Raw genomic sequence first — 23,649 nt, forward strand, 5'->3', positions numbered from 1 at the left:
TTTCACCTCACGCACCAACGGCTTCGTCAGCCGGCGCTTCTTCGGCTGCAAGCTCGTCTTCGGAAATCCAGCCGGCCTTGAGACGGGCCGCGAGCACCATCTGCTCGGCATCGGCGCGCGAAACGCCATGATCGGCCAGCACGCCCGGATACACCTTGGTCTCGCCGTCCTTGCGTTCCTTCCAGCCGGTGAGGTCGTCGGCGGCATAGCCGGCGAAATCCTCGATCGTCTTCACGCCGTCCTCGCCGAGCGTCACCATCATGGCGGTGGTGATGCCGGGGATTTCGCGCAGCTCGTCCTTGACGCCCAGCGCCTTGCGCTTTTCGTCGTGCTCGGCTTCGATCTTCTCCAGATATTCGCGGGCCCGGGTCTGGATCTCCGAGGCGGTATCCTCATCGAAGCCGTCGATCGAGGCGATTTCGCCGGCATCGACGTAGGCGACTTCCTCGACGCTGGTGAAGCCTTCGGAGGCGAGCACCTGGCCGACCATCTCGTCGACGTCGAGAGCTTCCATGAACAGCGCCGAGCGCTCGACGAATTCCTTCTGGCGGCGCTCGGATTCCTCGGCCTCGGTCAGGATGTCGATATCCCAGCCGGTGAGCTGCGAAGCGAGGCGCACATTCTGGCCGCGGCGGCCGATGGCCAGCGAGAGCTGGTCGTCCGGCACCACCACTTCGATGCGCTCGGCGTCCTCGTCGAGCACGACCTTGGCGACTTCCGCCGGCTGCAGCGCATTGACGATGAAGGATGCGGCCGAGGGCGACCACGGAATGATGTCGATCTTCTCGCCCTGCAATTCGGCGACGACCGCCTGGACGCGGCTGCCGCGCATGCCGACGCAGGCGCCGACCGGATCGATCGAGCTGTCGCGCGAGATGACGGCGATCTTGGCGCGCGAACCGGGGTCGCGGGCGACCGACTTGATCTCGATGATGCCATCATAGATCTCCGGCACTTCCATGGTGAAGAGCTTGGCCATGAACTGCGGATGGGTGCGCGACAGGAAGATCTGCGGGCCGCGCTGCTCACGGCGCACGTCGTAGACATAGGCGCGGACGCGATCGCCATATTTGTAGTTTTCGCGCGGGATCAGCTCGTCGCGGCGGATGATTGCTTCGCCACGACCGAGATCGACGATGACATTGCCGTATTCGACGCGCTTGACGGTTCCGTTGACGATCTCGCCGATGCGGTCCTTGTATTCGTCATACTGGCGGTCGCGCTCGGCCTCGCGCACCTTCTGCACGATGACCTGCTTGGCCGACTGGGCGGCGATGCGGCCGAAATCCATCGGCGGCAGCTGTTCGGCGATGAAGTCGCCGAGCTGGGCATCGGGATTGCGCTCGCGCGCCGAGGAAATGGCGATCTGCGTGGCGTAGTCGTCGACCTTCTCGACCACTTCCATCAGCCGCTGCAGCTTCATCTCACCGGTGTTGGGGTTGATGTCGGCGCGGATGTTGGTCTCCTGGCCATAACGCGAGCGTGCCGCCTTCTGGATCGCATCAGCCATGGCGGCGATGACGATCGACTTGTCGATCGACTTTTCACGCGCGACCGCGTCGGCAATCTGCAGCAGTTCAAGTCTGTTGGCGCTTACAACCATGTTTTTTCTCCCGAGCCTGTTTGCCGGCCCCTGGGGCCTGGCAGCTCAATCAACTTTCCTGTTCGTGTTCTTCCGTAGCGCCCGGTTCCGTACCCTCCGGTACGTCGTCGTCCGGTTCGCCGCGGCGTTTCTTGGCTTCCTTGCGCGCCCTATTGTCCTTCGACAATGCATCACGGATGAGGTCGTCGGTCAGGATCAGCCGGGCTTCGGCAATGGCGTCGTAGGGCACGCGCACTGTCGGCTCCTCACCGTAGGCCGCCTTGTCGCGCTCGATCAGCACATCGTTCTCACCGGCTTCGGCGATCTTGCCCTTGAAGCGCTTGCGATCCGCGACAACGACCGATGTTTCCATCTTCACCAGATGACCGGTCCAGGTCGAGAAATCCGATTTGCGCACCAGCGGCCGGTCGATGCCGGGCGATGAGACTTCGAGATGATACGCCTTCTCGATGGGATCGTCGACGTCGAGCGCCGGCGACACCGCACGGCTCACCTCTTCGCAATCCTCGACCGTCATGGTGCCGTCCTCGCGCTCAGCCATGATCTGCAGCGTCAGCCCGTTCTGGCCGGACAGATGCACGCGTACAAGGCGAAAGCCGATGCCGCGCAGCACCGGCTGGACGATCAGCGCGATGCGTGCATCGATGCCGCTTTCGCGGATGATGCGATCGTCGCTCTCGCTTGCCGTTGACGTCATTCGATTCCTGTCGATCATTCTCTAGCCGTCGGCAGGTAATAAAAAAGAGCGGGACCGGGTGGACCCACTCTTCGTCATACCGACCAAGAATTTGAGGCTGATATAAACGATCCGCCCCGGTGTTTCAAGCCCGCCGTCCCAACTGCGCGAATGTCCTGGCGCATTGGGGTTGCGCCAGGTGCATGCCATCCATGCGGCAACGGCCCTTGTTGGTCCTCAAGCCGCGCTCCTATCTATGTTGCATTGCACAAAGCGACAGCGATAGCGCGTCACCGCACGCGAAAGGACATGACAATGAACAGCCGCAAGGTTTTTTCCGCCATAGGCGATCTCTTCACCACATTCGGCAGCGCCGTAGCCGCGTCGCGGGCGGTGGAAGCCGGCCGCAAGCCGCGCGCCCAGGATCTGCGCAGCCTCGGCATGGATCCGACGGCTTTCGACAAGATCGGCCGTTTCTGAACTCCGGCCAACGGGCGACATTCGATTTCTGTGTCCCCGCAACAATTGAAGATCTCTCCCTCACGAAGGGCCCAGATCCTGATGCCCAAATCCCGATGCCTGGGACCTGATGCCTAGGTCCTGATGAAGGTAAGATAGGCCGGCCGCCTGCCCTCGCGGACGGCTTTCGCCTCGTAGCGGGTGCCTGGCCAGCCATCGTAGGGGCGATGCCAGTCGACGGCCTCTGAAGCCTGCCAGGCGAAACCGCCATGCGCACGGCAATGCAGCAGGGTCCAGTTCACATAGGTGTCGATGTCGGAAGCGAAACGGAATTCGCCGCCACGCTTCACAACGCGTGCGAAACGATCGAGATTGACCGGGCTGACGAAACGGCGCTTCCAGTGCTTCTTCTTCGGCCACGGATCGGGATAGAGCAGGTCGATGCCATCGAGGGAGGCCTGCGGCAGCCAGTCGAGCAGCCGCGTGGCGTCGTCGTCGTAGACCCTGAGGTTGGCCAGCGGCTTTTCCCGCATCGCCATCATCATCTTGGCCATGCCGTTGACGAAGGGCTCGACACCGATAAAGCCGGTCATCGGCGCTTCGGTCGCGCGATGCAGGAGATGCTCGCCGCCGCCAAAGCCGATTTCGAGGCGAACGGCGGAAACATCGGCTTCGAACAGAGCCCGCAGATCCGACGGCGCCTCATTCGTCAGATCGAGCCGATAGGTGTCGAGGCCGCTTTCCAGCGCCGCCGCCTGCTGCGGGCGAACCGGCTTGCCGCGCCGACGGCCGAAGAAGGCTTCTGTCGCGCGGCTTGGCCTGTCCCCGGAACTCATCGGCTGATCAAGGTCCTGTCGCCGCCCTCAGGCAGCGACAGCATCCTTGAGCGCCTTGGCGAGATCGGTCTTTTCCCAGGAAAAAGATCCGTCGCGGCCGGCCTTGCGGCCGAAATGACCGTAGGACGAGGTCTTGGCGTAGATCGGCTTGTTAAGGTCGAGGTGGCGGCGGATGCCGGACGGCGACAGGTCCATCACAGTGCGCAGCGCCTCCTCGAGCCTTGCCTCGTCGACCTTGCCGGTGCCGTGCAGGTCGACATAGACCGACAAGGGCTGGGCGACGCCGATGGCGTAGGAAAGCTGGATGGTGCAGCGGTCGGCAAGTTTCGCCGCCACAACGTTCTTTGCCAGGTAGCGCGCCGCATAAGCGGCCGAACGGTCGACCTTGGTGGTGTCCTTGCCCGAGAAGGCGCCGCCGCCATGGGGTGCGGCGCCGCCATAGGTGTCGACGATGATCTTGCGGCCGGTCAGCCCGGCGTCGCCATCAGGCCCGCCGATGACGAACTTGCCGGTCGGATTGATGTACCACATGCAATCGTCGGCGATCTTGAGGTCACCCAATGCCTCGCGGATATAGGGCTCGACGACCTTGCGCACCTTCTTGGAATCCCAGCTCGCATCGAGGTGCTGGGTCGACAGCACGATCTGCGTCGCTTCGGCGGCCTTGCCGTCGATATAGCGGACCGTTACCTGGCTCTTGGCGTCCGGCCCGAGCTTGCCGGCATCGCCGTTGTTCTGGTGGCGGGCGGCGGCCAGGAGTTCGAGGATCTTGTGGCTGTAGTAGATCGGCGCCGGCATCAGGTCCGGCGTCTCGCGGCAGGCATAGCCAAACATGATGCCCTGGTCGCCGGCACCCTCCTCGCCCTGGCGGTCGGAGGCATTGTCGACGCCTTGGCCGATGTCGGGCGACTGGCCATGCAACAGAACGTCGATCTTGGCCTTTTTCCAGTGGAAGCCGGCCTGCTCATAGCCGATCTCGCGGATCGCCTTGCGGGCGACCGACTTGAACTTCGCCGGGTTGACGACCGGATGGCCGGCGGCATCCCTCAGGATGTTGCCTTCCTTGTCCTTCTTCAGCAGCGTCTCGGGAACGCGCACCTCGCCGGCGATGACGACGCGGTTGGTGGTCGCCAGCGTCTCGCAGGCGACGCGGACTTTCCACGGGTCCATGCCCGTCTTCTTGGCCTCACGGTAGACCAGGTCGACGATCTCGTCGGATATCCGGTCACAGACTTTGTCGGGATGGCCCTCGGCAACGGATTCCGAGGTAAAGAAGTAGTTCTGCCGCGTCACGGGTGTCCCCTCTTGAAAAAACGATCGGCAGGTTGCCGATTTGGCGCGCCACGTGTTAGCGGGGCGAAGCGCCGCTCGTCAAGCGGTGCCGCCCTTCTGGCATGAATGTCGATGTCGATATTTTGTACCACCAGCGGCCGGAATGCCGCCGGTTCGAGTCCTGTTGCGGATCAGTCGGAATCTTCGGACGCCAGCGACTTCACCAGGTCTATGATCCTGCGACGCACCTTGACGTCGGCGATCTTGACGAAGGCCCGGTTGAGCTGAAGGCCCTCCGGGCTGCCGCAGAATTCCACGGCGAAAGCCATTGAAGCATCCTCCGCGAAACCGCGGCCGGCCGGGCTCTCCTGCCCCGGCGCATCCTCGAAAAAGAAGGCGACAGGCACGCCGAGTATGGATGCTATCGCCTGCAGGCGGCTTGCGCCGACACGGTTGGTGCCCTTTTCATATTTCTGTATCTGCTGAAATGTGATGCCGAGGTTCTCGCCTAGTTTTTCCTGGCTCATTCCCAACATATTGCGGCGAAGCCGGATGCGACTTCCAACATGGATGTCGATCGGATTCGGTTTCTTCTTATTATCTTCTGTCATTTTTTCCTCGCCGAATTTTTTCGGCTTTGTGATTTTTTTCCTACCCAAACAAAGCCGGAGGCGACTGCCCCAACAGAACGATCCACCGGCTTCGAGAAATTTTCAGGCGTTACAGTATGAGTTTCTAATGTGTCGACTGTCAATTCACCCGTAGCCTTTGCCTTACATTGAACAGGACGGCAGCCAGGGCAAACAGCAACATGATCAGCATTCCGTTAATGCGCAGCTGGCCGGCGGACACGACCGCTTGCCGCGAGATTGGCACACGGACGTCGATGGCCCCGCGCGCGTCGATCGCCAGCGCATCGACGATGCGCCCCCGTGGGTCGACAACCGCCGAGATGCCGTTGTTGGCCGCACGCAACAAGGGCAACCCGTTCTCCACCGCGCGAATCTGAGCCTGCCTGAAATGCTGATAGGGACCCGGCGTATCGCCGAACCACGCATCGTTGGTAACGTTGACAATAAGCTGCGCTGACGTTGCGTCAACCGCCACCAGTTCGGGAAAGATCACTTCGTAACAGATGAAGGGCAAGGCGCGGACGCCATCCGGCAGCGTGATCGCGTGCCGCTCATTGCCTGCCGTGAAGGTCACCGGGCCAGCGACCAGTTGTTCGATGCCGAAACGATCGAGCAGGTCGGCGAAAGGCAGGTATTCGCCGAACGGCACCAGATGGACCTTGTCGACGGCGTCAGCGATTTCGCCCTTGTCGTTGATCGCCACCACGGAGTTGTAGTAGCGGCTGCCGGCACCGGCCGCCGCACCGCCTTCCTCGCGCACGACGCCGGCGATCAGCATCTGGCCGGCGTCCAGCATGTCGCCCAGTGCGGTCAAAGCGTCCGGCCGCTCGGTGAGGAGGAACGGGACCGAGGTTTCGGGCCACAGGATCAGTTGCGGCTTTTCATGGCCGGGGTCCGGCGCCTTGGCCGACAGGCCTATCAAGGTGGCGAAGATACGGTCGCGCACCGAGGCGTCCCACTTTTCCGAAAGGTCGACGGCCGGCTGGACGATGCGCACATCGATCGTGCGGGCCTCAGGCGCGGCCGGAGCGTTGAGCCTGAGATAGCCGAAGCCGGCATGAGCGGCCACGAGCACGACAAGCAGCGCGACGCCAAGACGAAGATGCGTGCGCGCCGCCAGCAGCGCCGGCAGCGAGAAGACGAACACGGCGAGCACGTTCATGCCGACCATCCCGGTGACCGAGACGCTCTGCATCAGCAGGGGCACCGGCATCGCCGCGTAGCCGATCGCATTCCAGGGAAAGCCGGTGAACAGGAAGCCGCGCAGCCACTCGGCCAGCCCGAAGGCGGCGGCCAGGGCCGCGATGCGGCCGATGTCGTTGCTCCACAGGAGCCGGGCGACCATGGCCGCAAAGCCGTAGAAGAAGGCCAATGCAAAGGGGATGCCGACCACCGCGAAAGGCAGCGCCCAGGCGAAACTGTCGGCCTCTACAAGCAGGGCCGAGCCGATCCACCACAGGCCGGCGAGGAAATAGCCGAAGCCGAACCACCAGCCGACGGCAAAGGCCGGCCGCAGCCGCGCAAACAGGCTGCCCGAGGCCTCACCGGTCGCCCCGTCGAGCAGCCAGACCAGCAGCGGAAACGAAATGAAACAAGCGGCAAAGAAATCGTACGGCGCCTGGCCGAGCACCGCCAGGGCGCCCGCGAGGAACGCCACGAGCGCACGCCGCCAACCCCAAAACAGAATTATCCGGCCGGCCAGGCGGTTCATGCATTGTTCCGAGTCGTGCGAATCACGGCAGCAGATTTATCAGGCCGCGGCCTGCGCTCCAAACTTCGGGTGGTCTGCCGTGAAACCCACTCACCACTGCTGGAGCGCATCGCGTTTGAACTGATCAGACGACGCGCCTTAGATCTTTGTTTTTGTGCATGTCCTCCTCCCAAAACCGAAGTTACTTAGGGCGACATGGATCAGCGGTGCCACCCTTCTATGCGCACGTCGCCGAGCCGTTCGGCCTCTTCCAGCGGAACGGAGCGGATGGTCTGGGTGAAGGTCCAGACATGGCCCTCGGGATCGCGCGCCCGATACTGGCGCTCGCCGTAGAACTGGTCCGCCGGCTCCTGGATTATACCGGCACCCGCCGTCCGCGCCTGCTCGCAATGTGCATCAATGCCGTCTTTCAGCCTGACATAGACCGACTGCGTGTTCTTGCCCGAGACCGAGGCCGGGCTGGCGACGTAGTCGCTCCATTCGGAATCGACAATGATGTAGCAGTCGCCGAACCGCATCTCGGAATGGACGAGCTTGCCGTCGGCATCGCTGACCACCATGCTGCGCTCGAAGCCGAAAGCTGCCTCCAGCCAATCCAGCGCGGCCCGCGGATCCCTGTAGAACACGCCGGATCCCAAGGCGGCGTGCTTGAAGGGGTCTTCGGTCATCCGCAGGCGCTTAAGCCTGCTCGGTGCGCGCCGCGGCGCGGCGGCGACGTTCGCCCTTCTGGTTCTGCACGATGCGCACGCGCTTGACGCGGCGCGGATCGGCGTCGAGCACATGGAACTCAAAGCCAGGGATGGCCTGCACCACCTCGCCGCGCGCCGGCACCCGGCCAAGCGTGTTGAAGATCATGCCGCCGATGGTGTCGACATACTCGCCATGTTCGCCGGCGGCGAAATCCCCGCCGATCATCTTGGCGACCTCGTCGATCTCGGCCTTGCCGTCGACGACGAACACGCCTTCACCGGTCTGGGTGATCATCGGCTCGTCGTCGTCGTGCTCGTCCTCGATGTCGCCGACCACCATCTCGACGATATCCTCGAGCGAGACGAGCCCGTCGGTGCCGCCATACTCGTCGATGACCAGCGCCATCTGCGTGCGGGTCGTCTGCATGCGGCCCATCAGATCGGAGGCCAGCATGGACGGCGGCACGAACAGCACCGGCCGGATCAGGTTCAGTTCGCCTATGGTGCGCGAGAGGTCGACCTGGGTGAGGTCGAGAACCGTGGCGGCGGGTGTCTTCCTGGTCGCCCGGCCTTTCCTGACGCGCGCAATCTTGGTGATATGGGCCAGCACGTCGCGGATATGGACCATGCCGCGCGGGTCGTCGAGCGTCTCGGCATAGACCGGCATGCGGGAATGGCCGGACTGCTCGAACATGCCAAGCAGATCGCCAAGCGTGGTCGTGATCTCGACCGCCTCGATGTCGGCGCGCGGCACCATGACGTCCTCGACGCGCACCTCGCGCAGCCGCAGGATGTTGTTGAGCATGGCGCGTTCGCCCGGCGAAAAGGATTCGACATCGCTCGTCGTCTCGGCGAGCGCGCCGGCGATCTCCTCGCGCAGGCTGGTTCCGTTGCGTTGCCTGAACAGGCCCAGAACACGGTTGAACAGGGAAGGCCCCGCAGGCGACGGCTCACTGGCGACGCTGCCGGTGCTGGCAACACCAGGGGTAACGGTACTCGGACTTGATCCCTCTTCCGACGTATCGGAAGCCTTGGTCGCACTGCCGGCGTCGGGGCGGACGGCAGTTTCAGGTTTGTCGTTCATCTTCGTCCGTCAATTGGTGTTTTGTAGTTACGCGTAGGGATCGGGAATGGCAAGTCTGGCGAGCGCGGCGCGCTCGACGGCCTCCATCTCCTCGGCCTCGGCATCGGTCTCGTGATCATGGCCCATGAGATGCAGCAGGCCGTGGATGACGAGATGGGAAATATGGTTCTCCAGCGGCTTGTCTTCCAGTGCCGCCTCGCGCGCCACCGTCTCCGCGGCCAGCACGATATCGCCGAGCATCGGCGGCAGGGGACCGCCCTTGGGGAAAGGAAAAGCCGGAAAAGACAAAACGTTGGTCGGCTTGTCCTTGCCGCGCCAGCCGGCATTGAGCGCCTGGACATGGGCATCGTCGGAAAAAACGACGCTGAGTTCGGAATGGCCCGTGGGGCTCGTCTCGGCGAATGCAGCGGCGGCGGCGGCGCCGACCAGCCGGACAAGCTCGGCTTCGTCCGGCCAATGCCCGGCCTCGATCGTCAGATCGATGTCGACGGGCAGCGGCGGAGCCGGCCCGTTCGGCGTTTCGGGCTCAACCATGAGGTCGCTCGATCAAATCAGCCTTCGGTCCCCAGACCGCGGGCGAGCTTGCCGTCACGGTCGTAGGCCTTGACGATCTCGGCGACCAGCGGATGCCTGACGACGTCGCCTTCATTGAAGCGGACCGTCACCATGCCGGTCACACCATCGAGGATCCGGAGCGCCTCGACAAGGCCGGACTTGGTGTTCTGCGGCAAATCGATCTGCGTTGGGTCGCCGGTGACGATCATGCGCGAATTCTCGCCCAGACGGGTCAGGAACATCTTCATCTGCATCGGCGTGGTGTTCTGCGCCTCGTCGAGGATGACGGCGGCATGCGCCAGCGTGCGGCCGCGCATGAAGGCGAGCGGTGCGATCTCGATCACCTCGGCGGCGATGGCGCGTTCGACCTTGTCGGCCGGCATCATGTCATAGAGCGCGTCGTAGAGCGGCCGCAGGTAGGGATCGACCTTCTCCTTCATGTCGCCCGGCAGGAAGCCCAGCCGCTCGCCGGCCTCGACGGCAGGCCGCGACAGCACGATGCGCTCGACCATGCCGCGTTCGAGCAGCATCGCCGCATGCGCCACCGCCAGGTAGGTTTTGCCGGTACCGGCCGGGCCGATGCCGAACACCAGTTCCGAGCGCTCCAGCGCCCGCATATAGGCGTCCTGCGTGAGCGAGCGGGCGTAGATCGTCTTCTTGCGCGTCGATATCTGGGCGGCCGAAACCTTGCCCTTGCGCTCCAGCGTCGGCAGCGTGAGCTGGTCATCGGCGGCGACCGCCATGCGCACGGCGCCGTCGACATCGGACTGGCCGATATCCACCCCCTTCTGGAGAATGCCGTAGAGATTGTCGAGCGCCCGGCGGGCCTGCTCGGCGGCGGAAGCCGACCCCTTGATGGTCAGCTGGTTGCCGCGCGAGCGGATGTCAACGCCCAGTTTCTGCTCAAGCCGGGCGAGGTTCTCGTCGAACTGGCCGTAGAGGGCGCTGGCAAGCTTGTTGTTGTCGAAAGTCAGTACGATGTGCGCCATGTCAGAAGCCCCAGATGCCGGTACCGGGGGCAGGTTCTTCAGCTCCGCTGCGCTCAACCGTCTCTCCTCATCTGCCGAGGTCATCAGACCAATTCGGCGAACAGGCTATTGTAACCCGTCTTCGTGATTCGCACCTGGATAATGTCACCGATTTCGCCGGCCTTTTCATCAACAATAACGGGCTGAAGCCAAGGTGAGCGTCCGACCTTCTGGCCGGCCTGGCGACCTGGCTTCTCGATCAGCGTATCTATGGTGCGGCCGACGAGACTCAAGCCGAAATCCTGCTGCTGCTTCAAAAGCAGCGCCTGGAGCCGCTGCAAACGCTCGTCCTTGACCGCTTCCGGCACATGGCCGGCCATCTCGGCGCCCGGCGTGCCGGGGCGCGGCGAATATTTGAACGAGAAGGCCGAGGCGTAGTTCACCTGACGCACCAGCTCCATCGTCGCCTCGAAATCCGTCTCGGTCTCGCCGGGAAAACCGACGATGAAATCGCCCGACAGCGCGATATCGGGCCGCACGGCGCGGATGCGGTCGAGCAGCGCCAGATAATCAACCGCCGTGTGCCTGCGGTTCATCGCCTTCAGGATGCGGTCGGACCCGGATTGCACCGGCAGATGCAGATACGGCATCAATGCCGGCAGGTCGCGATGGGCCGCTATCAACTCGTCGTCCATGTCGCGTGGATGGCTCGTGGTGTAGCGCAGGCGCGCCAGCCCGGGAATTTCGGCCAGCCTGAACAGAAGGCGGCCAAGGCCCCATTCCTCGCCGTTTTCGCCCTGCCCATGCCAGGCATTGACGTTCTGGCCAAGCAGCGTCACCTCGCGCACCCCGGCTTCCGCCAGGCGCTCGGCTTCGGCGACGATCTGTGCCACCGGCCGCGACACTTCGGACCCCCTGGTGTAGGGCACGACGCAGAAGGTGCAGAACTTGTCGCAGCCCTCCTGGACGGTGAGGAAGGCGGTGACGCCGCGCTTGATCACCTCGGCGCGCTTCGGCTGCGGCAAGTGCTCGAACTTGTCCTCGATGGCGTAGTCGGTTTCGACGATCTTCTCGCCGCCGCGCACCCTGGCCAGTACGTCCGGCAGCCGGTGATAGGTCTGCGGGCCGATGACCAGGTCGACGGCGGGCGAGCGGCGGATGATCTCGGCCCCTTCGGCCTGCGCCACGCAACCGGCGACGCCGATCAGCAATTCGCGGCCGGCGGCGGCGCGTTCGGCCTTCATTTCGCGAATGCGGCCGAGCTCGGAATAGACCTTTTCAGCCGCTTTTTCCCTGATGTGGCAGGTGTTTAGCAGCACCAGGTCGGCTTCGCCGACGGTCTGGGTCGCCGTGTAGCCGTCGGCGGCCAGCGCATCTGTCATGCGCTGCGAATCATAGACGTTCATCTGGCAGCCATAAGTCTTGACGAAGACCTTTTTCGCTGCCGCGGAAATCACTGCCTGCTGTCCAGCCGCAGTGCCGATGTCGTCGCTTTCAACCGTGTTCAAGTCCATCCGGCGGCTTCTAACGCCTTTCCGCGACAAAAAACAGACGATTCTGCCTGGGGGCCTTCGGGATTCAGCGGCTCGGGCGCGGCGCGGCCAGTGCCGCCTGCATCATTTCGCGCACGCGGCTTTCCATCAGCTTCGCCGTTTCCTTCCGGTTCGACCCCTTGGCGAAGGCGATCGGTTCGCCGAAATGCACCTCGACATCGAGCGCGCCTTCCGCCATCAGCACTTTGAGATGCGGCATCAGATCCTCGTCGCCGATCCACGCCGCGATCGGCCGGTGCCGGCGGCCGAGCGGCACGCCATGCAACCGGGTATAGGCGATCGCTACCGGCTGGATGAAGACCTGCTCCGCCGCGCCCTCCGAAATCGCCATCGAGGCGGCACCGAACAGCGTGCTCTTGAAGGGCAGGACGATGTTGCCGTCGCCCGTCGAGCCCTCGGCAAACAGCACCATGGCATCGCCCTTGGCCATGCGGTTGGCGATCTCGCTCGCCTGGTCGCCGGACGAGCGCTTGCGCTCACGCTCGATGAAGACGGTGCGCTGCAGCTTCGACAGCATGCCGATCAGCGGCCAGCCTTCCATGTCGGCCCTGGCGATGAACTTCACATCGGCAAAAGAACCCAGCACCATGATGTCGGTCCAGGAGATGTGATTTGAGGCAATCAACAAGGGGCGGCGGTCGGACATCGTGCCGTTGACATGGATGCGCATGCCGAGCGCCCTGACGATCAGCCTGTGCCAGATCTTGAGGATGAAGGTTTCCGGCCACCAGCCGGTCTTCATCGACAGGACCTGCAAAGGCACCAGGATCAGCGAACCGGCGACGACCAGCCCTATCGCCAGGAAAACCCTGATTTTTCCGATCATCGCTCCACCCCGAAAACCTGGCTAGCGAAGATCGCGGCGCATGACAAGCGCGCCGGTCGGTCCATGCTCGGGCGACCTGTAATAGTTGGGGCGCTTACCGACCTCGCGGAATCCGAGACGCCTGTAGAGGGCGATCGCGGCGACATTGGTCTCGTCGACCTCGAGGAAGAGCGCTTGGGCGCGTTGCGCGTGCAGTTCGCGCAGCACCGCGTCCATCAACTGCCAGCCGAGCCCCTGGCGGCGATGCGACCGCGCCACCGCGACGGTCAGGATCTCGCCCTCGCCGGCCGCCAGCCGGGCCAGCACGAAGCCGACCGGCGGCTTGGCGCCCTGCCCGGTTTCGCGCGCGGCATAGCCGAACACGGTGTCCTGTTCGAGCAAGGCCGCGAACTCGCCATCGGTCCAGGGGCGGACGAAGTCCTCGCGGTGCAGCAGCGAGACCGCCGGACCGTCGGTGGTCCTGAGCGGTTCGAGCGCGTAATCGCGGCGGCGCGACTGGAGAAAAGGTATGCGCATTATTTCCCTTGCCTGGAAAGTATGAACCCGGCCTGCGGCTTGGCGTCGGCGCCGCGCAGATAAAGAGGTTTCGGCCTCTCGCCGTCGCCCTTGGCGACCGCCAGGCGGGCGTAAGTGAGAATGTCCGCGGTCGCCGTCTCGGGTCCGATGTCGAAGGAGCGTCCGGCGGATGCCGCGATCCGCGTCGCGGCGGTTCCGGCGAGCACCGAAGACCGCTCGCTCGCCATGGCCACGGCATCCGCCAGCGTGACCACGGCCGGACCGTAAGTCAAAACCGACATCTCATCATAGAGAGCGGCATGGATCTCCTCGCGTCCGGCATCGAGCGCGGCCAGCACGGCGCGCCCGGGAAATGCCCGTGCCGCCTCGGCTGCCAGCGCCTCGAGCGTCGTCACGCCGATTGCAGGCACCTTGAGCGCCAGCGCCAGGCCACGCGCCGTGGAAACCCCGACACGCAGACCGGTGAAGGAACCGGGGCCGACGGAGACGGCGATGGCGCCAAGGCCGGCATAGGCGGTTGCGCCGGCCTTCAGCGCCTCGGCGATGACTGCCATCAGATGCTCGGCATGGCCCTTGCCTAAATCGAGCACCGCGCGGCCGAGTTCCTGCCTCGCCACGGCATCATAGACGCAGGCGGCGCAGAGGTTGGCGGCACAGTCGATGGCGAGCACTTTCATGAAACGACCGGTTCGAAAAACAATTCCCTGTGCCTGCCACAGCGCGCCACCGCAAGGGGAAAGCGCATAATTTCTTAAGCGGCTTCGCTCCGACGCAGCGGGAAGGTGTCTATGCGGCCGGCTCTATGCGCAGCATATGGTTGTCCCAGACGTAGTCCGGTTCGGACCGTGTCGCGCCATTGCCCTCGACGATTTCGCCGGCTCCGGTGGTAGCCATGAAACCCGTCCCGTCTGGCGCCACGCCGCAGACCTCGACCAGTGCGCTTGACGAGACGAGCCGCCCGCTCGCCGCATCGATCACCACAAGCGAATTGCCTTCCGGCGAAGAGACGGCAATGGTGCCGGCAACCGGATTGGCGGCGACGGAACCGATATAGTTGCGGAAGCCGGACAGGACATCCTGCGGCATGTCGAGGAGCTGCAAATCCTTGCCGCGCGCGGCGCGGCCGACCAGCAGCGGACGGTCGGTGCCGGGCCCCCTGTACTGGCAGCCGAACCAGACGGTGCCGGTCTGGTCGGTGTCCATGTGGCGGATCGACAGCTGGTGCAGCGCCGCCGGCAATTCGTGCTTCTCGACCAGATCGCCGGTGACACGGTCGATGAGCACATAGGACGGCTTCATGGTGGCGATGTTGAGTTCGGCGCGGCCATAATCGGGATGAGTCTCGATGCCGCCATTGGCAACGGCGATCGTCCTGCCGTCGCCCAGGAGCAGAAGCTCGTGGGGTCCCATGCCATAGGTCGGGAATTCACCAAGGCGCTTGAATTTCGCCGGCGCGTCGTAGACGCCGACGACGCCGGCCGCGTTGTCGAAATCGTTCTCGGTGGCATAAAGCAAGGCGCCGTCCGGGGAGAACACGCCATGGCCGAAGAAATGCCGGCCGGTGATGCTGGCGATGGTCAGCGGTTCATCGCGCCCGGCGTGATCGAAGACCACGGCGAAGGTGCCGGGCTGGCGGGCGAAGACCACCGAGCGCTTCGATATGGGATCGAAGGTGACGTCGTGGCCGCGGTCGGGCAAGTCGATCGCGTGCAGGAGCTTGCCGGCCTCGGACAGGATTGCGGCGCCATAGCTGCCGTCGCGCTTGACGAAGGCGGTGGCGAAGACGGCGTCCGCCGCAAGCGTCTTCGCCCACGCGGGCGTTGTCATCGCCGCCACGAAGCCTGCTCCGGCAGCCCTCAGGAAATCGCGGCGATCGATGAGAGAGGTTTTCACGCTCAGTCCCCATCCAGCGAGGAAAACCCGGCGGTCAGGCCGAATTCGGCGGTCAGCCTGGTGCCGAACAGGGTCGACAGGCTGGAGGTGATCAGCGCGAGATGCTCGAGCTTTGCGCGCAGCGCCGGGTCGGCGAGCGCCATGTCGATCGGGCCCTGGACCGACTTCGCGGTGGCGACGCCGTTGACCAGCTGGATACGGATCGATTCCGCCATCCAGCGCGCATCGGCCGGCAGCGCATCGCCGAGCTTCGAGGCCTCGAACAGCCCGTCGATGCCGGCAAGGTTTCCGGCCAGCGAATTGGTGGTGTTTTGCGAACGCCAGTAGATCGCCTGTTTCGGCTTGTCCGCCTCCGGCTTGCCGCCCAGGAAGCCTTTCAGGCGCACGTCGCGAACCATGTCCAGCTCGTTGATGAAGATGCCGACCAGTTCCGTCACCGCTTCCGTGCCGTCGCGATAGAGCGGATTCTGCGGCCCCGGATTGGCCCAGAGCGCCGCAAAGCCGTCCGGCTTGTTCCAGGCGTCGGCGACATCGCCGGCCATGGTTTCGATGTTGCCGGCAACCGCGGCGCCATAGGCGCAGCGATAGGGATCGTTCTTGCCGGCAAGCGCATCGGCGCCGTCACCGTGGAGCACGAACTCCAAGGCGCCGAGCCCCTGCATGGCGACGCTCTTGCCGGAAAGCTGTGCCGGATCGGTGGCGCTCGGGTCTTGGGCCGCCAGCGCGGCCTGCACCTGTTTCAGGCCGATGCTTTTGCGATCCGGCCAAAACAGCATTCGCTCCAGCCGGTTGTTTTCCTTGATCGGGCCGAACCCGATGATCTCGGCCGACGACCAGGCATCCACCGTGCGCGAGAATTCGGCGCGTGCCGCATCGAGATCGCCCTTTGAGGGTTTTTCGCAAAGCGCGTGCATCGCCTTGTTCAAGCCCGCCGCGCGGTCGTGCAGACTGGCATAGGCTGGCCGGACAAAGCCGTCGATTGCCCGCTGGATGACGTCGGTGGCCTTCACCGCCGCCGATGTGGGGCTGACGCCCAGCAGGGCCAGAGGAAGAAGGATTACCAGCGCGGAACGCTTCAACATCACAGGGACTCCAGGAATTTGACCAAGGCATCGCGGTCGGCGGCGCCGGCGGCGGCGAAGCGGTCGCGCGATTTCTGGCCCTCGCCGCCATGCCAAAGAATCGCCTCGACCAGGCTGCGGGCGCGGCCATCGTGCAGATAAAAATTGTTGCCGTTGACCGTTTCGGTGAGGCCTATGCCCCATAGCGGCGGCGTGCGCCATTCGTTGCCCGTCGCCTCGCCCACCGCCTGGCCGTCGGCAAGGCCGGGGCCCATGTCGTGCAGCAGGAAGTCGGAATAGGGCCAGATAAGCTGGAAGGCCTGCGCCTTGTTGGGCGCGTCGCGGCGGGTTACGAATTTCGGCGCGTGGCAGGAAACGCAGCCGATCTCGTAGAAGAGTTTCTTTCCGGCGAGCACATCCGGGGCGCCGAGGTCGCGGCGCGCCGGCACGGCCAGGTTCTGCGAATAGAAGGTGACGAGGTCCATGACCGGCGCCGGCGCCTCGGCCGGACCGAGCCGCTCCTGCACGCCGTCCGGCATGGCAAGGCAATCCTTCTCGGCGGCGGTGCAGTCGCCCCAGTGTTTGGGCTCCTCCGGCGTCGAGATGCCGATGTCGCCGGCAAAGGCATCCGCGGCCTGCTGGCGGATCGACGCGGTCTGCGCCTTCCAGCCGAAACGGCCAAGAGCGAGCGCGCCGCTTATGCCGTCGCGCACGATGTTCGGCCTGCCGGAAATGCCGTCGCCGTCCCGGTCGTCCGGATCGGCATGGGCGAGTATATCAGCAGGCGCGATCTGCTCGATGAGGCCGAGCCCGATCATCGGCGGCGTCAGGCGCGGCGACAGCGTGGTGCGCGGATCGAGCAGGCCGTAGGCCAGATCATCGACCGCGTAAGTGGGCTTGCGCAGTGAAACCACGGTGCCGTCGCCGAGCCCGACTTTTTCCTCGCTGTAGTCGACGCGCATCCGGCCCTCGCCGCGCAGGCCGGGGACGGCCAGGTCCTGCAGCTGCGAACCGTAGACCGGATCGGGGATGTTAAGCAGCCTGTGGTCGGCAAGCCGAGCCTTCTCCTCCTCGGTGCTCGCCTCGCGCGCCAGCCGCAGGAACATCGACGTGCTGCCGGTGCCTTGCGGCGGGCGGCCGCGGCCGTCCTTCAGATGACAGTTCTGGCAGGCGCGTTCGTTGAACAGCGGTCCGAGCCCGTCGGAAGCCTGCGTCGAGGACGGCGACGAGACCCAATTCTTGCGGAACAGGGCGTTGCCCAGCTTGAAGGTGCCTTCTTCCTCGAAGGTGATGTTGGCCGACGATTGCGAGAAGGAATCGCGGTTGACGTCCTTCCTGGATGTGCCGGCGCCGCCTTGCATCAATTCGAACTGCTCGGGTTTCGAGAAGTCCTTGGTCGGCCTGGTAACGGCTGTGACGCGCGCCTGATCCTTCGGGCTGAGGTCGGTGCGCGTGGCGGCGAAATTGGCGGGCTGCTGCGAGCCGGACCCGCCCGTGGCGAAGGTCAAAAGAATGATGGCGGCCGAACCGGAAAGCACGACGCTTCCCGGTTTTCTGTTTGACGACAGGCCTTCGGCCCGCCGCCAGCGGCGCAGCAATGCTAGGGTGCGCCGCATTCCCGCATGCCCTTACTCCGCCTCGTCCGCCGATGCGGCATTGAGCTGGCCGTATTTTTCCTCGCCGATCGAGGCAAGCAGATCGAGTTGCGTCTCGAGGAAGTCGATGTGCCCCTCCTCGTCGGCCAAGAGTTCCTCGAACAGTTTCATGCTGACATAGTCGCCGGCTTCGTTGCAGACCTCGCGCGAGCGCTTGTAGGCGGTGCGAGCGTCATACTCGCCGGCAAGGTCGGATTCGAGCACTTCCTTCACGTTCTGTCCGATACGCAGCGGCGCCACGGACTGCAGATTGGGGTGCCCTTCCAGGAAGATGATCCGGGCCACGAGCTTGTCGGCATGGTGCATCTCCTCGATCGATTCGGCGCGTTCCTTCTTGGCGAGCTTGGCGTATCCCCAGTCCTCCAGCAGACGGAAATGGACCCAATACTGATTGACGGCACCAAGCTCCAGGAACAGAGCCTCGTTAAGCCGCTCGATGATCTGTGGTTCGCCTTTCATGGGTTCTGCTCCCGTATTGGACGCGCAGGCCTCTGACGCGATCCAGATGTGAAACGATGTCAACGCCGCTCGCCTGCGAGCGGGCGTGGTAGTTCTCGGTGACCCGAATGATCGTTTCGACCACATTTGGGAAGCAGCCGCAACAGCGACCGCGCTTGTGCATGGCGTGATAGACTTTTGCCGGCACGATGAGCTGCCAGGGATCCTGGTCCAGCAGCCCGACGATCGTCTGCTCAATCTCCTTCTCGGTGATGATGTTGCAATGGCAGATTAGCATAAACTTGCTCGGATGGCTGACGGCGCCTTCCGCGCCGTGTGGCTTGACTCTATCTTCCCCGCGCCGAAGCCTTTGTGACTTCGGCCCGGGCTTCCAGGCTTCGACGCTTACTGGAACACCTTGTCCGGCGCATCGAGGCTGTCTGAACCCTCAAAGGCGATGGCGTTGAGCTTCAGCGCGCCGACGGCGCGTTCGACCGATTTGGTCTGGTCGACCAGTGCGTCGATTGCCGCCTGCACCGTGGCGTTGCCCTCGGTGTTGCCTTCGGCGATCTGCTGGTCGTAAGCCTCGCCGCCTTCGGCGCGGGCCTTGATTGCCTCCATCTTGGCGACGGTGGCATCGAGCTTGTCAGACAGTTCCTTGTCGATGGCCGGATCGGCCGCCTTGACCATGTCCGCCACCGACGGCCCTGAAACGACGGTGCCGTCCAGCCTGGTGTAGCTGGCGTGATAGGCGGCGCGGATACCGACGGCGTCATAAAGATGGGAATTGTAGGTGTTGTCGGAGAAGCAGTCATGCTCCTCTTCCGGATCGTGCAGCAGCAGGCCGAGCTTCATGCGCTCGCCGGCGAGTTCTCCGTAGGAGAGCGAGCCCATGCCGGTGAAGATGGCCGAAATAGCGGCGTTCGGCTCGCCGTCGACCAGGTTCTTGCGCGCAGCGCCGCCTTCCTTCCAGTCGCCGACCATCTCCTGGAGGTCGGACACCAAAAGCGTGCTGGCTGACTTCAGATATTCCGCGCGGCGGTCGCAATTGCCGCCGGTGCAGTTCTTGAGATCATAGTCGGTGTAGGGGCGCTCGCCGGCGCCCGGTCCGGTGCCGTGCAGGTCCTGACCCCAGAGCAGGAACTCGATGGCATGGTAGCCGGTGGCGACATTGGCCTCCACGCCGCCGGCCTCCTGCAGCGTGCCGGAGAGGAATTCCGGCGAAAGGTTCGAGGCGTCCACCTTCTTGCCGTTGATCTCGATCTCCTTGTTGGCGATCACATTGGCCGTGTAGAGCGAATTCGCGTCGGATTCTGTGCCGTAGCTCTTGGCGACATAATCGATCAGGCCTTCGTCCAGCGGCCAGGAATTCACCTTGCCTTCCCAGTCGTCGACGATCTTGTTGCCGAAGCGGTAGACCTCGGTCTGCTGGTAGGGAACGCGCGATGCCTTCCAGGCCTCGCGGGCGGCATTGAGCGTCTCGGCCGAAGGCTTGGCCAACAAGGTATCGACCGCCTTGTCGAGCGCCTGCGCGGTGGTCAGCGAATCCTCGTATTTGGCAAGCGCGATGTCGGCATAGGTCTTGATGACCGCCTTGGGATCGCTCTCGGCCTTGGCCGGCAGCACGAACACCGCCGCCGTCAGCAGCGCCGTGGCACTGATCGCCGCAAGCCTGCTGCCATGTCGTGCCGTCATTATCACTCTCCAGTTTTTCGGGAATTTTGTGAACGGCGCGCGCGACAACCGGCGCCAGGCCAGGCCATGTGCAGGCCGTCATTCGCGGGGCATGCCGCGCTGTCGCGCGGGTCGAAGAAGAAAGACACCAAAATGCCTCCAATCGAAAGGGTTCAAGGCCCAGACATCAAAGGGATGCGCCGATGCGCGAGGCCCCATAAAGCTTCAGGACCGATGGAAGTCAACGAAAATCGACAGGAAAAACTCAATCGAAACAACAGTTTAGAATTATTCTAAACTGCGATAATCAACTTTAGCCGCCTGCACCGTGTGCCGACTTCATCGCCGAACTGTCCGATTGACAGCCGCCGTTCCGGGTGCGACCCGCAAATGGCCTCTTGCGGCGGCGCCAGACAATTGCCACGTGGCGAGACATCCTAAAATCAAGCTTGGGATCGGAATGCGATGAAGAACGGCGTGGTCATTGTCGGTGCGGGACATGCGGGCGTGCAGGCGGCGGCAAGCCTGCGCGAGGAGGGTTACGACGGGCCGGTGATCCTCGTCGGCGACGAGAACGAACTGCCCTATCACAAGCCGCCGCTGTCGAAGACCTTCATCAAGGATGCCGAGGCCAAGCCGCAACCCTTGCGTGGCGAGGCATTTTACACCGGCAACGCCGTCGACTACCGGCCGGGCGTTCGGATCGACCGCATCGATGCCGGCAGTCGCCGTTTGGAGATATCAGGCGGCGGCGAACTTGCCTTCGATCATCTGATCCTCGCCACCGGCTCGCGCCCGCGCCTCCTGCCGCTGCCCGGCGCGGATCTGTCCGGTGTGGTGTCGTTGCGCTCGCTGGCCGATGCGCGGCTGATCCGGGACTTGAGCGCACGGAGCGAAGACGTCGTCATCCTCGGCGGCGGCTTCATCGGGCTGGAGATCGCGGCGACGCTGCGCGCGGCCGGCCGCACCGTAACGGTCGTGGAAGCGGTCGACCGGCTGCTTGGCCGCGCCGTGGCGCCGATCGTGGCGGGCCATGTCCGCCAACGGCTGGAAGCGACCGGCGTGCACATTCTCACCGGCACCACGATCGCAAGGCTCGAAGGCGAAAACGGCCATGTCACGGCCGCGATCACCTCGTCAGGCGAAAGGCTGCCGGCGCGCATGGTCGTCGTCGGCATCGGCGCCGTGCCCAATGTCGAACTGGCCGCGGAAGCCGGCCTCACCATCGCCAACGGCATTCGCGTCGACAACCAGATGCGCAGCTCGGTGCCGGAAATCCTCGCCATCGGCGACGCCGCCTCCTATCGGCATTGGTTCACCGGCGGCGACGTGCGGCTGGAATCGGTACAGAACGCCACCGACCAGGCGCGGCTTGCCGCGCGCACCATAACGGGCCATGCCGACGCCTATTCGGCCGTGCCCTGGTTCTGGTCCGACATCGGCGACATGAAGCTGCAGATGGTCGGCCTGACATCCGGCGGCGACAGCCATGTCGTGCTGGGCGATCTCGCCGACAACAAGTTCTCGATCTACCACTATGCCGCAGACAGGCTGCTCGGCATCGAATCGGTCAACCGCCCCGGCGACCACATGCTCGGCCGCAAGATGCTCGGCGCCGGCTTCTCGCCGAGGCGGCAGACGGTGGCAGCGGGGCCGGACGGATTGAAAGCGGCGCTGGCCGCGTTCCAGAACAAGGAGTCAGCCGAGGCCAATGCCTAAGATTGCCATTTTTGCCATAGTCCATAAAATGCTTGGATGAGCATCATAAACATCTCCCTGCCGGACAGCTTGAAGCATTTTGTCGATCAGCAAGTGACCGATCGCGGCTATGGCACGAGCAGCGAGTATATGCGTGAATTGATCCGCCGCGATCAGGATCGTCAACTTCTGCGCGGTTTGCTCCTCGAGGGCGCATCGTCCGCCCCGGGCGCTCCCGTCGACGACAACTATTTCGCCACGCTGCGGAAACGAGCGCAGGGCCAATGAGTAAGTGCCCATAAAGGCGATCATTCCTCGAAAACTAGCCCTGCGGGATGTCGAGGATGCTGTCGATTACTATGCGCGAGAAGCTGGTTCGCATGCGGCGTTGCTGCACGCCAGGCGGACCTTCCAGCCTGGTTACAGAATCCGAGCTCCTGACGGCACGTTCACCGGGTCCGGTGTAAGCCGTCAGGAGAAATGGGCGCCGCCCTTTCAGGCAGCGCGAACCTCGCGGATCGAGCTTTCCAGAATGTCGAGCGCCTCGTTCATGATGCCGTCCTGGATGGTGAGCGGCGCCAGGAAGCGGATGACGTTGCCGTGAACGCCGCAGGTGAGCAGGATCAGCCCCTTGTCGAGCGCCTTCAGCCTGACCGCATTGGCCATCTCCGCCGATGGCAAGCCCTTCCTGACGTCGTTGAACTCGACCGCGTTCATGAAACCGGGGCCACGGATGTCGACGATTTCGGGGACGTCGTCGCGGATCGAGCCCAGACGCTGCTTCAGCCTGGCGCCGAGCGAGTTGGCGCGGTCGCACAGTTTCTCTTCCTCGATCACGTCAAGCACCGCGTGCGCGGCGGCAACGCCGATCGGGCTGCCGCCATAAGTTCCGCCCAGCCCGCCGGGGCCAGGCGCATCCATGATCTCGGCGCGGCCGGTGACCGCCGCCAGCGGAAAGCCGCCGGCCAGGCCCTTGGCCATGGTGGTGATGTCGGCGGTCACCTCATGGTGCTCCATGGCAAACATCTTGCCGGTGCGGGCAAAGCCGGTCTGCACCTCGTCGGCAATGAGCAGGATGCCGTGCTGATCGCAGATCTTGCGCAGCGCGGTCATGAAATCGCGCGGCGCCTCGTAGAAACCGCCCTCGCCCTGCACCGGCTCGACGATGATGGCCGCGACCCTGGCCGGATCGACGTCGGCCTTGAACAGGCGATCGAGCGCTGCAAGCGAATCGGCCACCGACACGCCGTGCAGCGGCACCGGGAAAGGAGCGTGGAAAACGTCGGCCGGCATGGCGCCGAAGCCGACCTTGTAGGGCACGACCTTGCCGGTCAGCGCCATGCCCATGAAGGTGCGGCCATGGAAGCCGCCGGCAAAGGCGATGACGGCCTGGCGGCCGGTGGCATTGCGGGCGATCTTGATGACGTTCTCGACCGCCTCGGCGCCGGTGGTGACGAAGATCGTCTTCTTCTCGAACTTGCCCGGAAGCATGCCGTTCAGCCGCTCGGCCAGCCGTACATAGCTCTCATAGGGCACCACCTGGTGGCAGGTGTGGGTGAAGCGGTCGAGCTGCGCCTTGACCGCCTCGATGACCTTGGGGTGGCGATGGCCGGTGTTGACGACGGCGATGCCGGAGGAGAAATCGATGTAGCGGCGGCCCTCGACATCCCAGATCTCCGAGTTCTCGGCCCGGTCGGCGTAAATCTGCGTGGTCATACCGACACCGCGCGAGATCGACTGGCTCTTGCGTTCGGAAATGGCTGAGTTCTTCATGATGTCCCTCATAGGGCCGGCGCCCGTTCTGCTTGATCAGATGTCTTCTGGGCTTATTTCATGCTTTCCTCAAGTCG

General features: G+C 64.1%; 24 protein-coding genes and 1 pseudogene. 4 read left to right on the top strand and 21 right to left on the bottom strand.

Going from position 1 to position 23,649, the window contains the following annotated elements; translation table 11 throughout:
• Window positions 1–7 precede the first annotated feature (7 nt).
• The gene (gene nusA / locus LB545_RS15800) at window positions 8–1,603 is read right to left on the bottom strand and encodes a transcription termination factor NusA (RefSeq protein ID WP_140496790.1); all 1,596 of its coding nucleotides are present in this window, start codon (window positions 1,601–1,603) and stop codon (window positions 8–10) included.
• Window positions 1,604–1,652: 49 nt separating this feature from the next.
• Window positions 1,653–2,300 carry a ribosome maturation factor RimP gene (rimP, locus tag LB545_RS15805; RefSeq protein WP_140557592.1) on the bottom strand — a complete coding sequence of 216 codons (648 nt, stop codon included), beginning with the start codon at window positions 2,298–2,300 and terminating at the stop codon, window positions 1,653–1,655.
• Window positions 2,301–2,594: 294 nt separating this feature from the next.
• On the opposite strand from rimP, the gene LB545_RS15810 reads away from it, so the two are divergent.
• Window positions 2,595–2,759 carry a hypothetical protein gene (locus LB545_RS15810; RefSeq protein ID WP_140496794.1) on the top strand — a complete coding sequence of 55 codons (165 nt, stop codon included), beginning with the start codon at window positions 2,595–2,597 and terminating at the stop codon, window positions 2,757–2,759.
• 113 nt (window positions 2,760–2,872) lie between these two features.
• On the opposite strand, the gene trmB is transcribed toward LB545_RS15810, so the two are convergent.
• From trmB to LB545_RS15900, 18 genes are all read right to left on the bottom strand, one after another.
• Complete coding sequence (gene trmB / locus LB545_RS15815; RefSeq protein ID WP_140496796.1) at window positions 2,873–3,574, bottom strand: tRNA (guanine(46)-N(7))-methyltransferase TrmB; 702 nt, start codon at window positions 3,572–3,574, stop codon at window positions 2,873–2,875.
• A 27-nt stretch (window positions 3,575–3,601) separates the two neighbouring features.
• On the bottom strand, window positions 3,602–4,867 hold the full coding sequence (gene metK / locus LB545_RS15820) for a methionine adenosyltransferase (protein WP_140496798.1): 1,266 nt from the start codon (window positions 4,865–4,867) through the stop codon (window positions 3,602–3,604).
• Window positions 4,868–5,037: 170 nt separating this feature from the next.
• On the bottom strand, window positions 5,038–5,457 hold the full coding sequence (locus LB545_RS15825; protein ID WP_140496800.1) for a helix-turn-helix domain-containing protein: 420 nt from the start codon (window positions 5,455–5,457) through the stop codon (window positions 5,038–5,040).
• Window positions 5,458–5,596: 139 nt separating this feature from the next.
• Window positions 5,597–7,189, bottom strand: coding sequence for an apolipoprotein N-acyltransferase (gene lnt, locus LB545_RS15830; protein WP_140496802.1), 1,593 nt, complete (start codon window positions 7,187–7,189; stop codon window positions 5,597–5,599).
• Window positions 7,190–7,389: 200 nt separating this feature from the next.
• The gene (locus tag LB545_RS15835) at window positions 7,390–7,857 is read right to left on the bottom strand and encodes a VOC family protein (RefSeq protein WP_140496804.1); all 468 of its coding nucleotides are present in this window, start codon (window positions 7,855–7,857) and stop codon (window positions 7,390–7,392) included.
• Window positions 7,858–7,867: 10 nt separating this feature from the next.
• Window positions 7,868–8,962 (bottom strand): hemolysin family protein, encoded by a 1,095-nt coding sequence (locus LB545_RS15840; RefSeq protein ID WP_140624827.1) that lies wholly within the window; start codon window positions 8,960–8,962, stop codon window positions 7,868–7,870.
• A 27-nt stretch (window positions 8,963–8,989) separates the two neighbouring features.
• Entirely contained in the window at window positions 8,990–9,496 is a 507-nt protein-coding gene (ybeY, locus tag LB545_RS15845) for an rRNA maturation RNase YbeY (RefSeq protein WP_224705422.1), read from the bottom strand.
• A 17-nt stretch (window positions 9,497–9,513) separates the two neighbouring features.
• Window positions 9,514–10,506 (bottom strand): PhoH family protein, encoded by a 993-nt coding sequence (locus LB545_RS15850; protein ID WP_224518987.1) that lies wholly within the window; start codon window positions 10,504–10,506, stop codon window positions 9,514–9,516.
• An 83-nt stretch (window positions 10,507–10,589) separates the two neighbouring features.
• Window positions 10,590–11,999: a tRNA (N6-isopentenyl adenosine(37)-C2)-methylthiotransferase MiaB gene (miaB, locus tag LB545_RS15855; RefSeq protein ID WP_224705424.1), complete on the bottom strand. Its 1,410-nt coding sequence runs from the start codon at window positions 11,997–11,999 to the stop codon at window positions 10,590–10,592.
• A 64-nt stretch (window positions 12,000–12,063) separates the two neighbouring features.
• Window positions 12,064–12,864, bottom strand: coding sequence for a lysophospholipid acyltransferase family protein (locus tag LB545_RS15860; protein WP_140880044.1), 801 nt, complete (start codon window positions 12,862–12,864; stop codon window positions 12,064–12,066).
• A gap of 21 nt (window positions 12,865–12,885) precedes the next feature.
• Window positions 12,886–13,380: a ribosomal protein S18-alanine N-acetyltransferase gene (gene rimI / locus LB545_RS15865; RefSeq protein WP_224705426.1), complete on the bottom strand. Its 495-nt coding sequence runs from the start codon at window positions 13,378–13,380 to the stop codon at window positions 12,886–12,888.
• Window positions 13,380–14,057: a tRNA (adenosine(37)-N6)-threonylcarbamoyltransferase complex dimerization subunit type 1 TsaB gene (gene tsaB / locus LB545_RS15870; RefSeq protein ID WP_140629794.1), complete on the bottom strand. Its 678-nt coding sequence runs from the start codon at window positions 14,055–14,057 to the stop codon at window positions 13,380–13,382. The genes rimI and tsaB overlap by 1 nt, the downstream gene beginning before the upstream one ends.
• 109 nt (window positions 14,058–14,166) lie before the next feature.
• On the bottom strand, window positions 14,167–15,273 hold the full coding sequence (locus LB545_RS15875; RefSeq protein WP_224705428.1) for a DUF1513 domain-containing protein: 1,107 nt from the start codon (window positions 15,271–15,273) through the stop codon (window positions 14,167–14,169).
• Window positions 15,274–15,275: 2 nt separating this feature from the next.
• Window positions 15,276–16,355, bottom strand: a complete 1,080-nt coding sequence (locus tag LB545_RS15880; protein WP_224705430.1) for an imelysin family protein — start codon at window positions 16,353–16,355, stop codon at window positions 15,276–15,278.
• Window positions 16,355–17,950, bottom strand: coding sequence for a di-heme oxidoredictase family protein (locus LB545_RS15885; RefSeq protein ID WP_224705432.1), 1,596 nt, complete (start codon window positions 17,948–17,950; stop codon window positions 16,355–16,357). Before LB545_RS15885 ends, LB545_RS15880 begins: the two co-directional genes overlap by 1 nt.
• Window positions 17,951–17,962: 12 nt before the next feature.
• A complete protein-coding gene (gene bfr, locus LB545_RS15890) occupies window positions 17,963–18,448 on the bottom strand; it encodes a bacterioferritin (RefSeq protein WP_140496826.1) in 486 nt (161 codons plus the stop codon).
• Window positions 18,414–18,725, bottom strand: coding sequence for a (2Fe-2S)-binding protein (locus LB545_RS15895; protein ID WP_140523850.1), 312 nt, complete (start codon window positions 18,723–18,725; stop codon window positions 18,414–18,416). The genes bfr and LB545_RS15895 overlap by 35 nt, the downstream gene beginning before the upstream one ends.
• 107 nt (window positions 18,726–18,832) lie before the next feature.
• Complete coding sequence (locus tag LB545_RS15900; RefSeq protein WP_140556727.1) at window positions 18,833–20,122, bottom strand: imelysin family protein; 1,290 nt, start codon at window positions 20,120–20,122, stop codon at window positions 18,833–18,835.
• 444 nt (window positions 20,123–20,566) lie between these two features.
• Here LB545_RS15900 and LB545_RS15905 point away from each other — a divergent pair, with 444 nt between their 5' ends.
• The 3 genes and pseudogenes from LB545_RS15905 to LB545_RS31030 all read left to right on the top strand — a co-directional run.
• A complete protein-coding gene (locus LB545_RS15905; protein ID WP_224705434.1) occupies window positions 20,567–21,820 on the top strand; it encodes an NAD(P)/FAD-dependent oxidoreductase in 1,254 nt (417 codons plus the stop codon).
• Window positions 21,821–21,856: 36 nt separating this feature from the next.
• Window positions 21,857–22,087: a type II toxin-antitoxin system ParD family antitoxin gene (locus LB545_RS15910; protein WP_140658032.1), complete on the top strand. Its 231-nt coding sequence runs from the start codon at window positions 21,857–21,859 to the stop codon at window positions 22,085–22,087.
• Window positions 22,088–22,097: 10 nt separating this feature from the next.
• Window positions 22,098–22,190, top strand: a pseudogene (locus LB545_RS31030) (type II toxin-antitoxin system RelE/ParE family toxin); the annotation flags it as partial.
• A 104-nt stretch (window positions 22,191–22,294) separates the two neighbouring features.
• On the opposite strand, the gene LB545_RS15915 reads toward LB545_RS31030, so the two are convergent.
• Window positions 22,295–23,572, bottom strand: a complete 1,278-nt coding sequence (locus LB545_RS15915) for a 4-aminobutyrate--2-oxoglutarate transaminase (RefSeq protein WP_140523842.1) — start codon at window positions 23,570–23,572, stop codon at window positions 22,295–22,297.
• Window positions 23,573–23,649 lie beyond the last annotated feature (77 nt).

The organism is Mesorhizobium sp. BR1-1-6 (genome assembly GCF_020165355.1).
In the GTDB taxonomy this organism is placed as follows: Bacteria; Pseudomonadota; Alphaproteobacteria; order Rhizobiales; family Rhizobiaceae; genus Mesorhizobium.